The organism is Limnobaculum parvum (genome assembly GCF_003096015.2).
Lineage (GTDB): Bacteria > Pseudomonadota > Gammaproteobacteria > Enterobacterales > Enterobacteriaceae > Limnobaculum > Limnobaculum parvum.
This window is the reverse complement of record NZ_CP029185.2, coordinates 1,500,935-1,516,500: the sequence shown is the minus strand read 5'-3', so window position 1 is coordinate 1,516,500 and position 15,566 is coordinate 1,500,935. Positions and strand designations below refer to the sequence as shown.

The 15,566-nt window shown below is 44.0% G+C and carries 10 protein-coding genes, 1 tRNA gene and 5 pseudogenes; 9 read left to right on the top strand and 7 right to left on the bottom strand.

Translation table 11 applies throughout. The features are described from left to right. Positions 1 to 4 precede the first annotated feature (4 nt). Positions 5 to 1,015 carry a two-component system response regulator RssB gene (gene rssB / locus HYN51_RS06090; RefSeq protein ID WP_108899200.1) on the bottom strand — a complete coding sequence of 337 codons (1,011 nt, stop codon included), beginning with the start codon at positions 1,013 to 1,015 and terminating at the stop codon, positions 5 to 7. A 143-nt stretch (positions 1,016 to 1,158) separates the two neighbouring features. Between rssB and HYN51_RS06085 the strand changes: the two genes are divergently transcribed. The 6 genes and pseudogenes from HYN51_RS06085 (at position 1,159) to HYN51_RS06060 (ending at position 4,841) form a co-directional block, all read left to right on the top strand. Then, the gene (locus HYN51_RS06085; RefSeq protein ID WP_108899199.1) at positions 1,159 to 1,620 is read left to right on the top strand and encodes a YchJ family metal-binding protein; all 462 of its coding nucleotides are present in this window, start codon (positions 1,159 to 1,161) and stop codon (positions 1,618 to 1,620) included. Positions 1,621 to 1,701: 81 nt separating this feature from the next. Beyond that, complete coding sequence (purU, locus tag HYN51_RS06080) at positions 1,702 to 2,535, top strand: formyltetrahydrofolate deformylase (protein WP_108899198.1); 834 nt, start codon at positions 1,702 to 1,704, stop codon at positions 2,533 to 2,535. A gap of 179 nt (positions 2,536 to 2,714) precedes the next feature. After that, positions 2,715 to 2,799: transfer RNA gene (locus HYN51_RS06075), tRNA-Tyr, on the top strand. Between the two features lie 100 nt (positions 2,800 to 2,899). After that, positions 2,900 to 3,471, top strand: a pseudogene (locus HYN51_RS06070) (LOG family protein). Between the two features lie 102 nt (positions 3,472 to 3,573). Further along, positions 3,574 to 4,379 (top strand): annotated as a pseudogene (gene xthA / locus HYN51_RS06065) (exodeoxyribonuclease III). Positions 4,380 to 4,439: 60 nt separating this feature from the next. Beyond that, a complete protein-coding gene (locus tag HYN51_RS06060; RefSeq protein WP_108899195.1) occupies positions 4,440 to 4,841 on the top strand; it encodes a pyrimidine (deoxy)nucleoside triphosphate diphosphatase in 402 nt (133 codons plus the stop codon). Between the two features lie 3 nt (positions 4,842 to 4,844). Here HYN51_RS06060 and HYN51_RS06055 read toward each other — a convergent pair. The 4 genes and pseudogenes from HYN51_RS06055 to HYN51_RS06040 form a co-directional block, all read right to left on the bottom strand. Next, positions 4,845 to 6,778 (bottom strand): annotated as a pseudogene (locus tag HYN51_RS06055) (DNA topoisomerase III). Next, positions 6,778 to 7,872, bottom strand: coding sequence for a tRNA 2-selenouridine(34) synthase MnmH (gene mnmH, locus HYN51_RS06050; protein WP_108899193.1), 1,095 nt, complete (start codon positions 7,870 to 7,872; stop codon positions 6,778 to 6,780). Before mnmH ends, HYN51_RS06055 begins: the two are co-directional and overlap by 1 nt. Beyond that, positions 7,872 to 8,915, bottom strand: coding sequence for a selenide, water dikinase SelD (selD, locus tag HYN51_RS06045; protein WP_108899192.1), 1,044 nt, complete (start codon positions 8,913 to 8,915; stop codon positions 7,872 to 7,874). The genes mnmH and selD overlap by 1 nt, the downstream gene beginning before the upstream one ends. A gap of 200 nt (positions 8,916 to 9,115) precedes the next feature. Beyond that, positions 9,116 to 9,662 (bottom strand): annotated as a pseudogene (locus HYN51_RS06040) (NAD(P)H nitroreductase). 160 nt (positions 9,663 to 9,822) lie between these two features. Between HYN51_RS06040 and sppA the strand changes: the two are divergent. After that, positions 9,823 to 11,678: pseudogene (gene sppA, locus HYN51_RS06035) on the top strand (signal peptide peptidase SppA). Positions 11,679 to 11,937: 259 nt separating this feature from the next. On the opposite strand, the gene msrB reads toward sppA, so the two are convergent. After that, entirely contained in the window at positions 11,938 to 12,345 is a 408-nt protein-coding gene (msrB, locus tag HYN51_RS06030) for a peptide-methionine (R)-S-oxide reductase MsrB (RefSeq protein WP_108899189.1), read from the bottom strand. 360 nt (positions 12,346 to 12,705) lie between these two features. Here msrB and gapA point away from each other — a divergent pair, with 360 nt between their 5' ends. Further along, positions 12,706 to 13,701 (top strand): glyceraldehyde-3-phosphate dehydrogenase, encoded by a 996-nt coding sequence (gapA, locus tag HYN51_RS06025; protein ID WP_108899188.1) that lies wholly within the window; start codon positions 12,706 to 12,708, stop codon positions 13,699 to 13,701. Between the two features lie 101 nt (positions 13,702 to 13,802). Beyond that, on the top strand, positions 13,803 to 14,684 hold the full coding sequence (locus tag HYN51_RS06020; RefSeq protein ID WP_108899187.1) for a D-hexose-6-phosphate mutarotase: 882 nt from the start codon (positions 13,803 to 13,805) through the stop codon (positions 14,682 to 14,684). An 85-nt stretch (positions 14,685 to 14,769) separates the two neighbouring features. Here the strand turns inward: HYN51_RS06020 and HYN51_RS06015 are convergent, their stop codons facing one another. Then, the gene (locus tag HYN51_RS06015) at positions 14,770 to 15,519 is read right to left on the bottom strand and encodes a MipA/OmpV family protein (RefSeq protein WP_108899186.1); all 750 of its coding nucleotides are present in this window, start codon (positions 15,517 to 15,519) and stop codon (positions 14,770 to 14,772) included. Positions 15,520 to 15,566: the final 47 nt, after the last annotated feature.

Here is a 15,566-nt window from a genome sequence, read left to right as displayed (position 1 = left end):
AGGCTTAAAGCGTTGCGTTCAGTTGCAAACGACCACCGTTTCCTTTGACATGACAAACCCAGCGATCCGCAACTAAACTAGTCTGGCTGGGATATAGCGTCTGTAAGGTCCCCATAGGAACACTGTCATCTAACTCATATTTACGGTCGTTCGCTTCAATATTGACATGCAATCCAGCGGAAACAATTAATAACTTCTGCTTGGGTACGTGATAATAGCCTGCCAAGAAAGGAAACTGCCCTTCCAGATAAGACTGATGTAGCAGTTGATTGATGCGGTTTAAGATAGTAGACATTTGCGGTAATGCTTCATTTTGTTCAGCTAAATGTTCTTGTAATAGATTATTAAATAGCGCTCGTAACATTAATGCCGCTAATACACCTTTATTTCCCGCCCGAGAAATATCGAGACAATAAAAAGCAAAATCATGTTCAGACAACGCGGCGATATCAAATACAATTCCCGGCTTTTCCGCTAGCGTCAGTTGGCGATAGTTAATTTTACAACCAGAAATAGTCTGCTGTGCCGGAGGTTGGAGTTGTCTAAGTAACTGCACGGCTTCCTGAGGCTTTTCGCTAAGATCGCTCCAGTCAGCAAGCATTGTTAACTCCTCGCTGGCAGGGGAAGAGAACAAGTAAGGATAAAAGCTAGACAATAGCGCATCACGCAAATGGTTCAAATCAGTAATCGGCTTAAGCAAAACATCCTGAACGCCGAGGCGTAGCATCTTATCAACATCAGTGATTTTTTCTGTTGCTGAAATCACGATCACCGGAATCTGGCACCCCTGATGGCGCAAATGATCGACCAGCGTTATGCCATCCATATTAGGCATATTCAGATCGCAAATCATCAATTCTGGCTGAAATTGGGCAACATAGCTCAAGGCCTGCTCGCCATCTTCAGCCTCACCAATTATTGCACCTAATGAGGTTAGATATCCCGCCAGCATTGAACGGAATACCGCATCATCTTCAACAAGGAGTATATGTTTATTGGCTAAAGGGGGTGTCATTGTAAACTTCCATGCTTTCTGTTTATTATATTTTGGTTCAAATTTTGCACTTGTGCCTGTAAAAATATGATTTATTCTTATCAATTGATCTGGCCGCAACGCTTTGTTCTCTAAAATACGTTGCCAGTACATCGGAGTTTATCTTGTTCAAACTATGCCCGTGCGGTAGCTTAAAGGAGTTTTCGGAATGCTGCCACCCATTGATTTCTGGTCAAACCATTGCGTCGTCGGCACTTGAGTTAATGAAGTCACGCTATAGTGCTTATGTCAGCCATGATGTCGAATATTTGGTTACAACATGGCATCCTGATTTCCGCTCACCAGAACTGGCTGAAGCTATCACCCGCAGTTTTGAACATACCGAATGGCGTGAATTAAGTATTGTTTCAACCGCAGAGCATGGTAACGAAAGCTATGTTGAATTTATTGCTAAATATCTTGATAGTCAGACACAACAGCAATACGCACTCCACGAACGCTCCCATTTTATCAAACTGCATGGAAGCTGGTATTATACTTCGGGCATGAAGCCTCAGGTTGGTCGTAATGAGCTGTGTCCCTGTGGTTCAATGAAAAAATATAAAAAATGTTGTGGAAATAACTGAATGAAATGACGCGTTATGCTTAATAACGATTTATTCCATAATGATAAGCAATAGCAAATACATCAAAAGGTTAAATGCGCCATGCAAAGAAAAATACTCCGTACGATTTGCCCCGATGCTAAAGGCCTGATCGCAAAAATAACGAACATCTGTTACAAGCACCAACTGAATATTGTTCAGAATAATGAGTTTGTTGACCACCGCACTGGGCGCTTTTTTATGCGTACCGAACTGGAAGGGTTCTTCAATGACGAGACTTTGCTAGCCGATCTTGATGATGCATTACCCGAAGGTTCTATTCGTGAACTGAATGAAGCAGGAAGACAAAAAATAGTTATTCTGGTCACCAAAGAAGCGCACTGTCTGGGCGATCTTTTGATGAAAAGCGTGTATGGCGGGCTTGATGTAGACATTGCTGCCGTTATTGGCAACCACGATACCTTGCGTACGCTAGTTGAGCGTTTTGATATCCCCTTCCATTTGCTCAGTCATGAAGGGCTAACCCGCGAAGAACATGATAAACAAGTGGTTGAAATGATTGACAGCATTAATCCAGATTATGTCGTTCTGGCTAAATATATGCGTATTCTGACCCCTGATTTTGTGCGTCATTATCCAAACCGCATTATTAATATCCATCACTCATTTTTGCCTGCTTTCATTGGTGCTCGTCCTTATCATCAAGCTTACGAGCGAGGGGTTAAGATCATTGGTGCTACCGCTCATTTTGTTAACGATAATTTAGATGAAGGCCCAATTATCATGCAGGATGTGATTCATGTGGATCACACATACAGTGCCGAAGATATGATGCGTGCCGGACGAGATGTTGAGAAAAATGTACTGAGCCACGGGTTATATCGCGTTCTAGGACAACGTGTTTTTGTTTACGGGAATCGAACCGTCATTCTTTAATCGTTTTTCACTCATGAAAAGGGGGATTCCCCCCTTTTTCATTAAGTTCGAATAATCAACGTTTTGTTGGAAAAAACAACAAACAATCATTATTTCCACATCAATACTTTACACAACAGAAGCTTCTGATATGATGCGCCTCCCTGTCATTCATGACAGAGAACGTTCATTTATCATCTGGTGGGATTCCCGAGCGGCCAAAGGGAGCAGACTGTAAATCTGCCGTCACAGACTTCGAAGGTTCGAATCCTTCTCCCACCACCATTTACTCCCTTTCATTTAAAGCATAATTTTCACATCCGCCTTGAAGCATTAGCCTAAATAGGCTATACAACCCCCTTGTTTTAATTTATCAGGGTGTCTCATGCGTAAGAATATCTGTGTTTATTGTGGTGCCAGCACCGGAAATAATCCTGCCTATGCCGAAGCGGCGCAACAGTTGGGAACAGCAATTGCGGAACAAGGCCGTCGCCTGATATATGGTGGCGGCAATAAAGGACTGATGGGCATTCTGGCTAATGCGGTATTAGATGCTGGTGGTCAGGTTACCGGTGTTATTCCTGAACGTTTAGTGGAAGCTGAAACGGCTCATCACGGCGTTACCACCCTCGAAGTCGTTTCTGACATGCATATTCGTAAAGCACGTATGAGCGAACTGGCGGATGGTTTTATCGCCCTACCGGGTGGTATCGGTACGCTTGAAGAGCTGTTTGAAGTATGGACTTGGAGTCAAATTGGCTATCACACCAACCCGGTTGGTTTGCTCAACATTCAAAACTTCTACTCTCAATGAGCCAATTCTTACAACACATGGCAGATGAAGGTTTTGTGCGCCAAAACTACCTGAACACGTTGTTAATCAGCGATTCGCCTCATGAGTTACTCAACCAGTTTGATCAATATCAGCCTCATAACCTTAACCGCTGGGCTAAATAATAAAAGTCGAGTCCGGTCATCCTAATGGGATAGCCGGATAACAATTATTCTCAATCTCTGTTACTATTAATCCATATTTTTGGCAGATAAAAGACAGCATTCATGAAGTTTATATCATTTAATATCAATGGGCTAAGAGCCCGCCCCATCAGCTTGCAGCCATTATTGACCAACATCAACCTGATGTTATCGGGCTTCAGGAAACAAAAGTTCATGATGATATGTTTCCCCTTGATGAAGTCAGCCAGTATGGCTATCACGTCTTTTATCACGGCCAAAAAGGGCATTATGGCGTCGCACTGCTGACCAAAGCAAAGCCAGTAGATGTCAGAAAGGGGTTTCCCACTGATGACGACGATGCTCAGCGCCGTATTATCATGGCCGACATCGAAACCCCTGCAGGCTTATTAACCGTCATCAATGGCTATTTCCCTCAGGGGGAAAGTCGGGATCATGCGATTAAATTTCCAGCTAAACAAAAATTTTATGCGGACCTACAATCGTATCTGGAACAACATCTAAATCCTGCTCATCCTGCTGTGATCATGGGTGATATGAATATCAGCGCTACCGATTTGGATATTGGTATCGGGGATGAAAACCGCAAACGCTGGTTACGTACAGGAAAATGCTCTTTCTTACCTGAAGAACGTGAATGGATGGGAAAACTACTCAATTGGGGATTAGTTGATACTTTCCGTCAAGCCCATCAAGAAACTCACGATCGCTACTCATGGTTTGACTACCGTTCCAGTGGTTTTGATGACAACCGAGGTTTACGTATCGACCTGATACTCGCCAGTCAATCTCTGGCACCTCTCTGCGTCTCTACCGGGATTGATTATGATATCCGCTCCATGGAGAAGCCATCTGACCACGCACCTATCTGGGCTGAGTTTAAGCTCTGATACTTAATCAACCAGACCGATTGTTTTAATTGGTCTGGTTTTTCTCTCAGATAAACCGATATGAAAATAGTTAATGTCGTCGCGGCCATTATGCAACAACAGGGGCTGATCTTGATTGCTCAACGGGATAACCAAAGCGATCTTTCTGGTTACTGGGAATTTCCCGGAGGGAAAATTGAACAAGGTGAAACACCCGCACAGGCATTAATTAGAGAGTTAGAAGAAGAGTTCAATATTCATCATATTCAGGTTACTGACTATATTGCTACCAGTACCATTCAACAGCCGGGGCGCATTATTCAATTACAGGCTTGGGGAGTAGTTGCTTGGCAAGGCGATATCCAACTACGTTGCCACACCAATTTTTGCTGGGTCACTCCAGATGAAGCATTTAATTACCCACTAGCACCAGCTGATATTCCCCTGCTTTGCGCTTATCAGCGCACGCTGCGTTTAGAATAATGCTTACTCCTCACTTTTTTTCTTGCTGGATTTAGCCCGCTTTTTCTTTGGTTTTTCCGCTGCAATCTCTGTCGTTTGCTGTATATTTTTAAATACCTGAGGCATACGATTACGCTTTGCCTGAGCAATTAAATCTTGCAGAGTCACCACCATCGGCTGCATAAAATCCTGATAGCGGCACTGCTTTTCACTAATCTGAGTCAGCGTAGATTCCCAGTGCGCGGTCATATCGGGACGGGCCGCGATTTCAGGTAAACAGTGAATCAGTGCTCTACCCGCTTCCGTTGAGGTAATCGTCCGCCCTTTCTTTTGTAAAAACTGACGCTTGAACAACAGTTCGATAATACCCGCTCGAGTAGCTTCCGTACCTAATCCATCCGTTGCCCGTAATATTTTCTTTAAATCTTTATCCTGTACAAAACGAGCAATACCGGTCATTGCCGATAACAGCGTTGCATCGGTAAATGGACGGGGTGGTTGGGTTTGCCTTGCGACGACTTCCCCCTGTTCGCACAACAATTCATCGCCTTTATGTACCACCGGTAATGGTGTTCCTTCATTCTCTTCATCACGCTCTTTGCTGCCCAACAACATACGCCAACCGGCTTCAGCCAAAAATCGCGCTTTGGCAATAAATTTACCCCGGCAATATCCAGTTCAATGACGCATTTGCGATAAATTGCATCCGGGCAAAACTGCATCAAATACTGAAGCGAAACCAACTGATAGATTTTCCGTTCATCAGCGGATAAAGAGACGGAGGAACTACGCGCAGTTGGAATAATGGCGTGGTGAGCATCAACTTTTTTATCATCCCAACAGCGATTACGTTTTTCGCTATTAACAACGAGCAATGGAAAAATATCAGGCTGGTGAGTCTCAATAGCGGCAATCACCGCATGGCGATCGGCAAAGTGCTCTTCCGGCAAATAGCGGCTGTCAGAACGAGGATAAGTAATTAACTTATGGGTTTCATATAGCCGCTGGCAGAGATCCAACACTTGCTGTGCGCTAAAACCAAAGCGTTTGGCTGCCTCAATCTGCAACGCTGAAAGCGAGAAAGGCAACGGTGCCACATCATTTTCCCGCTTATCATTATATTCTGTAACAAAAGCTGGCTGACCGGTGATCCGCTTAACCACATGTTCCGCTAAAGTACGGTTAAGTAATCGCCCTTCGTCATCCAGAAAAGACTCACAAGAGTCGCTGGGCTGCCAGATAGCAATAAAGCGTTCTGCTGTTTGTTGTGTAACAACATGCGCTTTGACTTCAAAAAAATCTTTCGGTACGAAATTTTCAATCTCTTCATCCCGACGCACCACCAGGCCTAACACGGGTGTTTGTACTCTACCAACGGATAGTACGCCATTATATCCGGCATTACGGCCCAGCAGCGTGTAGGCTCTGGTCATATTAATACCGTAAAGCCAATCAGCCCGAGCCCGAGCTAGTGCAGAAACGCAGAGTGGAATGAATTCCCGGTTATACCTCAACTTATCAATAGCCCGGGTTACTGCCTGCGGGTTAAGGTCGTTAATCAAGCAACGGCGTACTTGCTGACGTTTATCGGCATCAAGCTCAAGATAATCAAGCACCTCATCAACCAATAACTGCCCTTCCCGATCCGGGTCTCCTGCATGTACGACTTCATTGGCTTCAACAAGTAGCCGCTTAATCACATTCAACTGCTTGGTTACTGAGTCTCTTGGCTTTAACTGCCATTTTTCAGGAATAATGGGTAAATCAGAAAGCGACCAGCGCGCATAACGAGCGTCATACTGATCGGGCTGAGCTTGCTCAAGTAGATGGCCTACGCACCAAGTAACCACCTGATCGTTGCCACAGACAATAAAACCATCCTGACGCTTATGTGGTTTTGGCAGTACATCTGCAATAGCCCGTGCCAGACTCGGTTTTTCGGCAATGAATAAGCGCATCAGTGGTTATCGTTCAACAAAAAATCACGAACAGCGTTATATTCTCCCCGAAACAGGATGCGATCGGATTTTTTACTTAATTGATAGCTATACATAGGGTCATAATACTCAATTAGCAGCGGCACCAGCCAGTTTTCATGTTTATCACTGCCTTGTCCTGTCTGTTGATGATGTAATGCACTATCCAGCTCATTCAACAATGTCTGATAACGTTCCATTCCCAACCGTTTACGAATGGCAAACAGACCATGGTGAAGATAGTGACTAAAGCGCACCCATCCATCATCTTCGCCATATTGCTGCTGAAACCCAACGATCATGGTATCGATGTACTCTTCCTTCAAACGCATCAAACGTAGCTCAAAAGGATCTTCAATAACCACTAAATTCGCATTTTGCATTGACTCATAGATTTCCAACGGCACATGGTTAGAACCAATAGTTTTACCCTCATCTTCAACCACCCAGCGACAAATACCCTGGTGTTGTTGTTTTAGCAAAGAGACGGCAATTCGGTTCTCAAAATTTATCTGTGTACTTTGGTTTTCCAGTGTTCTTCCAAATGAAGAACCACGATGCTTAGCGGCACCTTCTAAATCGATACCAAACGGTAACTCTTTTACTAATCGAGTTTTACCACTGCCGGTGTTTCCGCCAATCACCTTCAGCGGCATGGTGGCAACCTGCTGGTTTATGTTTATCAGAAAATTACGCATCGCTTTATACCCACCTTTTATCAATGGGTAATCAACACCAGCCTCTTTAAGCCACTGCTGCGTAATATGGGAGCGTAAACCGCCACGCATGCAATATAAAATCCCCTGAGGATATTGCTGGCAAAAAGCACGCCATTGGGCGATTCGTTGTTCGCGAACATCACCACTGACCAATTGCTGCCCCAATTCAATAGCCGACTTTTGCCCGTGCTGTTTGTAACAGAGACCAACCGCCTGACGTTCGTCATCCATCATGAGTGGCAAATTGGTCGCATAAGCAAATGCGCCCTGAGCAAATTCGACCGGAGCGCGTACATCAATCAATGGGATGTCATGAAGAAATACATGCTGATAATCAGCACTGCTGTTGGTTGACATTAATCAACCTCGATCAATGCACGGCCTTGCTGAGGAGCAAACAACTCGCCAACTGCCGTTAATGTTATTTGGTATTGTGCGGCAATTTTCTGTACTTCCACTTCAGCCTCAGAGGTCACAGCAATCAACAAACCACCCGATGTTTGCGGATCGCACAGCAAGTTCCGCTGTAAATCAGTCAATGAACCAATAAGATGCCCGTAACTATCAAAGTTGCGTTGCGTTCCGCCCGGCACACAACCTTCAGCAATATACTGTTCCACACACGGTAATTTTGGCACTGCATCAAACCAGATATTGGCCTGCAACCCTGAACCTTGGCATATTTCACTTAAATGGCCCAACAGTCCAAAACCGGTAACGTCGGTCATCGCCGTTACCCCTTCAATTTTAGCAAACTCTGCGCCTGGTTTATTCAACTGACACATGGTTTCAGTCGCAATTCCCTGATGTTGTGGCAACAGCTTACTTTTCTTTTCTGCCGTCGTCAGTACACCAATACCTAATGGCTTTGTAAGAAACAGTTTACATCCGGCCGTTGCCGCACTGTTTTTCTTAATGTGTTCAGTGCTCACGATACCTGTAACAGCTAGGCCAAAAATCGGTTCTGGAGCATCAATTGAATGACCACCCGCCAGCGCTATGCCTGCCTGCTGGCAAACATAACGACCACCGTCGATGACTTTCTGAGCAATTTCAGGTGCCAGTTTATTGATGGGCCAACCGAGGATGGCAATAGCCATAATGGGCTTTCCACCCATAGCATAAATATCACTGATGGCATTGGTGGCCGCAATCCGCCCAAAATCAAAAGGATCGTCAACAATAGGCATAAAGAAATCGGTAGTACTGATAATGCCGATACCGTTACCTATATCGTAAACCGCTGCGTCATCGCGGGTTTCATTACCCACAAGCAGATGAGGATCGATAAATTTCTCTTGCTCAGAATGCAGGATCGTTTCCAGTACTTTTGGGGATATTTTACAGCCGCAACCAGCCCCATGACTGTACTGAGTTAAACGAATATTTTGCTCTGTCATCTATCAATTCCTCTTTTCGGCCCGAGTGGCAAACGGAGATCAAGCGCATATAGTACCGCGACTCGCCACTATTGATAAGTCATACCATACCGATCGTGGATATATTGCTCAGATTACAGCGCAAAGAAAGGGATAAATTCGATGATTATTACAGTGATATTTCCAGGTACACTATTTATATGTACCCGGAAATATCAATTTTAAAAATACGAAACAAAAGGCGAGGTATTTGGTGCTTTAACTTTTGCCGGTTGCACCAGTGGTGTTCCCAAATAGAGAAAACCGACTATCATATCTTGTTCTCGACAGCCAAAAGCGTCTCTAACAATGGGATGTTCAGTCCAAAAACCGCTACGCCAAATACCACCAAAACCCTGAGCTACCGCAGCCATTTGCATTGCCTGAACCGCACAGCTTGCCGATGCTATTTGTTCCCAACGAGGTACTTTATGGTGTTCAGTACAATGGGCCACCACGGTAATAATCATCGGAGCTCTAAACGGCCCTTTTGCGATTTTTCCTGTACTGATTCATCCTGACCGGCATCTACCGCTGCCGCCAACAAGACATCCGCAAACCGACTGCGCGCTTCACCTTCAATGATAATAAAACGCCAAGGTTCCAGCGTTCCGTGATCTGGTGCTCTCATACCTGCCCGAATAATGTTCTGCAACGCTTCATCTTGGGGGCCGGCTCAGACAAGCGAGAAGCGGAACGGCGGTTAAGTAACAGTTCTAACGAATCCATAAAATTCTCCAGATAAACGGGTTACTGTCTATTGTAAGGTTAATTATTTGTTACGAACACAAAAATAACGTCACCAATTGGTTATTTAACACTGACTTTTCTATCACCAAGCTTTAGGATATCCAACAATGTTTTTTACCGCTCAATGAATGGAGTATACATGCGAGCCCTATGGCAAATTTTTGCAACCATATTTAAATTCTCTTGGCGGGTTATTAATTTTATTCGCCAGGCTGTTTGTAATCTAATTTTCGTCTTTGTTCTACTTATTGGTTTTGCGCTTTATATACAGATGCAAGATTCCACAGTTCAACCTGAAAAAGGGGCATTGCTGGTTAACCTGACCGGTACCGTTGTCGATAGTTTAAGCTCTGACAGTAAATTCCGTCAGTTGGGGCAAGAGCTAATTGGCAGTAATAAAGACGTTCAAGAAAACTCACTGTTCGATATTGTGAAACAGATCCGTCAAGCTAAAGACGATGAAAAAATTAGCGGAATAGTGTTGTCTCTGGAAAATTTTATCGGTGCAGACCAACCTTCTCTGAGTTATATCGGTAAAGCCTTAAAGGAGTTTCGCGATAGCGGAAAACCAATCTATGCTATTGGGGATAGTTATTCTCAGGGTCAATATTATCTGGCCAGCTTTGCTAATAAGATCTATTTATCTCCTCAGGGTTCTGTTTTGTTAAACGGAATTTCCACTAATAATCTCTATTACAAATCGCTATTGGATAAGCTGAAAGTCACCACCAATATTTTCCGCGTAGGCACCTATAAATCCGCAGTCGAACCATTTATTCGTGACAATATGTCGCCTGAAGCTCGCCAGTCCGACAGCCGTTGGGTGAATACACTGTGGTCCAACTATATGACCGATGTGGCAGCAAATCGTAATATCTCGATCGCAGAGCTCTACCCAGAACCTACCCAGCTAATTCAGCAATTAAAAGCCAGCGATGGTGATACCGCAGCGTTCGCCCTAAAGAGTAAACTGGTGGATGAGGTATCTTCCCGCTCAGCGGTAGAAAAAATGCTGAAAGAGGCATTTGGTTGGGATCAGCAGAATAAGAACTACAACTTTATCAGTATCTATAACTATCAAATGACAGAGCCTGCTATTGAAAGAGCAAAATTGTCGGAGATTGCGGTAGTTTTTGCTAACGGCGCTATTGTTGATGGTTCTGAAATGCCGGGAATGGTCGGCGGTGATACCACTGCCAAGCAGCTACGAGCCGCACGCCTTAACGACAAAATCAAAGCCATCATACTGCGGGTAAATAGCCCGGGTGGTAGTGTCACCGCATCGGAAATGATTCGTTCAGAAGTCCAGGCCCTGAAAGAAACGGGCAAACCTGTTGTCGTTTCCATGGGCGGAATGGCAGCTTCGGGGGATACTGGATCTCAACACCTGCGGATTACATCATCTCCAGCCCTAGCACTTTAACCGGTTCTATTGGTATTTTTGGCGTTATCAACACATTTGAAAACTCGCTGGATGCTATTGGTGTCCATACCGATGGGGTTTCTACCTCACCATTGGCTGATACAGCCGTAACCAAGGCGTTGCCTCCACAATTCTCTGAAATGATGCAATTAACTATTGAGAATGGTTATAGAACCTTTATCAATCTAGTCGCGAAGTCTCGTCATAAAACACCCGCAGAAGTTGACAGCATTGCTCAGGGTCGAGTCTGGATTGGTTCAGATGCCAAAACAAATGGCCTAGTTGATCAACTAGGCGATTTCGACGACGCCATTAAAAAGGCGGCAGAACTCGCCAAACTGAAAGATTATGAAATTAAATGGACAGTGACGGAGCCGACCGTCAGGGAAATTCTGTTGGGCCAAGTTTCAGCTTCAGTTAACGCTCTATTGCCCGAAGCAATCAAAATTGAACTTCCTGCGCCATTACGTCAGGTCGCAGAAGACATCAATAAACAACCGGGCTTCTTCGGTAATATGAACGATCCTGGTTATCGCTATATTTACTGTTTAAGCTGTAGCTACACCCAGTAATTATTCTGAGTAGCATATCGTCTTTCAGGCCCGGTTTATCACCGGGCCTTTTTCTATTCGTTGTATTGTGATTAACCTAACCCAATGTCTTTCAGAGACAAATCAACATTGAGCCTAGACCGTTCACTTCATCTCATCAAATCAGCACGCTAATGCAGAAAGTCTGCGCAGCGAGTTAACATAAATGAATAAACCTGGCTCGAATATTATTTAGTTCGAATATTAAGCTGAATCGATTTTGTTAATATTCGGATACAATTTAACCGAGGGTCTTCTCTCCACTCTGTTCATCAACAAAAACCATTGAGGCTGAATTGATACAATAACGCTTTCCGGTAGGGGGTGGTCCATCAGGGAAAACATGTCCCAAATGCGCATCACAGTGGTTGCAACGAATCTCGACTCTATGCATATTATGCGAGTAATCATCAATATAGATAACAGCATCCGGACTCATTGCTTCAAAAAAACTCGGCCATCCACAACCAGAATCAAATTTTGTATCGGAGTAAAACAGCGGAGAATCACAGCATATACAGTGGTATATTCCTACCTGTTTATTATGCAAAAGATGCCCAGTAAAAGGGGCTTCAGTTCCGCGCTCCTGAGTGACATAGCGTTGGACATCTGATAATTCTTTGATTTTATTATTCAATGGGTTATTCACTTTCCCCCTAAAAAAAGCACTGATGATCAAAAATAGCTTCCAGACCTCACACTATAACAATAAATTAACAATTTGGCAGATGATTTATCGCAAAAGTGACCATTCTCGTGAGCAAAACAGCAATAATTCCCAAATTCGCATCGAATGGGGTTATAATTGAAAAATCAACACCCGATAGACTGCCTAAAAAGCACAAAAAATCAGCAAAATTGCGTGCGTTTCTCACTGGTACTCAAATATTTTTTGTGATGGCTGACAATGATTGACACGATTCCGCTTGACGTTTTGCAAGGTTTTTGTAATTTTATTGGCAGGTTTTAAATTCGCTTCATTCACTAACAAACAAGCTGGTGGAACAACATGACTATTAAAGTAGGTATTAACGGTTTTGGCCGTATCGGTCGCTTCGTATTCCGTGCTGCGCAAGAGCGTACTGATATTGAAATCGTTGCAATCAACGACTTGCTCGACGCTGAATACATGGCTTATATGCTGAAGTATGATTCTACGCACGGTCGTTTCAAAGGTACCGTTGAAGTGAAAGACGGTCAGTTAATCGTTAATGGCAAGAAAATCCGTGTAACTGCGGAAAGAGATCCAGAAAACCTGAAATGGAAAGAAGTTGGCGTTGATGTTGTTGCAGAAGCAACTGGCCTGTTCTTGGATGATGCTACCGCTCGTAAGCACATCACCGCTGGCGCTAAAAAAGTGGTGTTAACTGGCCCATCTAAAGACGATACGCCTATGTTCGTTATGGGCGTAAACGATTCTACCTATGCTGGTCAGGACATCGTTTCTAACGCATCTTGTACAACTAACTGTCTGGCTCCAGTTGCTAAAGTTCTGCACGACAAGTTCGGCATTGTTGAAGCACTGATGACCACGGTTCACGCCACTACCGCAACGCAGAAAACCGTTGATGGCCCATCTCACAAAGATTGGCGCGGCGGCCGCGGTGCAGCTCAGAACATCATTCCTTCTTCTACCGGTGCAGCTAAAGCTGTAGGTAAAGTTATTCCTTCACTGAACGGTAAATTAACCGGTATGTCTTTCCGTGTTCCAACGCCAGATGTCTCTGTCGTTGATTTAACTGCACGTTTAGACAAACCAGCTTCTTATAAAGCTATCTGTGAAGCAATGAAAGCTGCTTCTGAAGGTGCTCTGAAAGGTATTCTGGGTTATACCGAAGATGACGTTGTTTCTACTGACTTCTTGGGCGAAAAATGCACTTCTGTATTTGATGCCAAAGCCGGTATCTCTTTGAACGATCACTTCGTGAAAATTGTTGCTTGGTACGATAACGAAATCGGTTATTCAAACAAAGTATTAGACCTGATTGCTCACGTTTCTAAATAAGAGACATCAATCGTTCTGATTCAAGAGGGCAGCGTAATCGCTGCCCTTTTTATTTACACCGTATCAAGTTGCAAATTAGCTATGATTAAAAGGGCAACGCTATGTCAGACTTTCTCTTTTCATTACCAATAGAACAACAATTAACTCCCTATTTGACTCTACGCAAACAAGATGAATTAGCCATTATTGTGGTTAATCACCCTAAAGCCAAGGGCGCTATTGCACTACAAGGCGCTCATTTATTGGCATGGCAGCCCAATGGTGAAGAGCCTGTAATCTGGTTAAGCAAAGCCAGTCATTTTAAACAAGGCACGCCAATTCGCGGTGGAATTCCTATTTGTTGGCCTTGGTTTGGCAAAGTTGCCTCCCCTGCTCATGGTTTCGCCAGAAATGAGCTTTGGCAATTAACTGCACATGATGCAAATGAAGATGCTGTCTGGCTTACCTTCTCTCTAGAAGATAACGAGCAAACACGACAGATATGGCCTCACGCCTTCTGCCTAATTGCTCGTATTAAGTTGGGTACTACCTGTGAAATTGAGCTGGAGTCTCATGGTGATTACTCAATGACTTCGGCGCTTCATACTTACTTCAATATTGCCGATATTTCTCAAGTCAGCATATCCGGTTTAGGTTCTCATTACCTCGATACCATAACCGGCACTGAACATGACACGCACGATAAAACACTCACCTTTGCGGGCCCTGTAGATCGTGTTTATAGCCAGCCAGAATCCTTTAGTGTGATTAAGGATCCCGTCTTGGGTCGCAGTATTGAAGTTCACCATCATAATGCCAGCGATGTCGTAACCTGGAACCCGGCGGCTGAAGGTGCCAGCGCGATGAAAGATATGGAAGATGATGGCTATAAAACCATGGTCTGCGTTGAGACGGCCAATGCCAGCCAACCGGTTGAGGTACACAGCGATAAGCCACAATATCTATCAGTGACCATTCGCTGTCATAAAAACGAACCTGCGTAACCGATATTTTGGATAAAATAAAACCGGTCAATTTAACAATTGACCGGTTTTATCCGAAAAGAATCAACCTTTCAGTTAATCTGCATTAGAAAGTGTAAGTAACACCACCAGCAACCGCTGCTGAATATGATTTATCTACCATTGGGCTATCTTTCACTTCACTGGCCAGACTTGTATAACGGCCTGTAGCATAAGTGCTCCAGCTATTATTGATCTTATAAGTCGCGGTCAATTCAGCATAAGGTGACCAACTGCTGTCAGCTTTATACTTATCCAGACCACTACGGTTAGACTCTTTACCTGATATACCATAGTAATAGTCATTAAAGTTGCTGCTATACCAAACGGCACCGACTCCCGGAATAATCTTTAAATCATTCAATACGAAAGGATGTAAATAAGCAGCATCAGCACGCAGGCCATTGCTTGTATCCAACATATCCGCAGAGAGTGATGTTCGGATAATACCCCAGTCAGCCGTATGCTTATAACTAGCACCGCCCATCATAGTCGAGTCACGGTTATCCAACTTCTTCATCTGGTTATCGTCACTTTTACTGGCCCGGAAACGTAACGGTGAGTAATAGAGATCCAGTGACAGTTGATTGTGGCTATCTTTCCAGACATAAGCACCGGCACCAATACCGCGAATATAGAAGTGGTCACCTTCATAATTAATCACTGGTAAAGGCGAGACTTGGTTATCAACGCCTTTATAAGGGTACATTTCAACCGCTGCCCCTGCCCCAATAGACCATGTGTCTGCATTAGCAACAGGAACAGCCAGTACGGCACCTAAAATACATGAATTCCAAACAATACGACTTAATTTCATTACTACCTCTGCTCTAAACAACATCCGTCAGTAATTAACGAATAATG

What these genes read in the sequence shown, in the direction of transcription:
- HYN51_RS06060 (WP_108899195.1), top strand. Translation starts at nt 4,440, where the DNA reads ATGAAAATAGTTAATGTCGTCGCGGCCATTATGCAACAACAGGGGCTG.
- gapA (WP_108899188.1), top strand. Translation starts at nt 12,706, where the DNA reads ATGACTATTAAAGTAGGTATTAACGGTTTTGGCCGTATCGGTCGCTTC.
- selD (WP_108899192.1), bottom strand. Translation starts at nt 8,915, where the DNA reads ATGACAGAGCAAAATATTCGTTTAACTCAGTACAGTCATGGGGCTGGT.
- rssB (WP_108899200.1), bottom strand. Translation starts at nt 1,015, where the DNA reads ATGACACCCCCTTTAGCCAATAAACATATACTCCTTGTTGAAGATGAT.
- HYN51_RS06020 (WP_108899187.1), top strand. Translation starts at nt 13,803, where the DNA reads ATGTCAGACTTTCTCTTTTCATTACCAATAGAACAACAATTAACTCCC.
- mnmH (WP_108899193.1), bottom strand. Translation starts at nt 7,872, where the DNA reads ATGTCAACCAACAGCAGTGCTGATTATCAGCATGTATTTCTTCATGAC.
- purU (WP_108899198.1), top strand. Translation starts at nt 1,702, where the DNA reads ATGCAAAGAAAAATACTCCGTACGATTTGCCCCGATGCTAAAGGCCTG.
- HYN51_RS06015 (WP_108899186.1), bottom strand. Translation starts at nt 15,519, where the DNA reads ATGAAATTAAGTCGTATTGTTTGGAATTCATGTATTTTAGGTGCCGTA.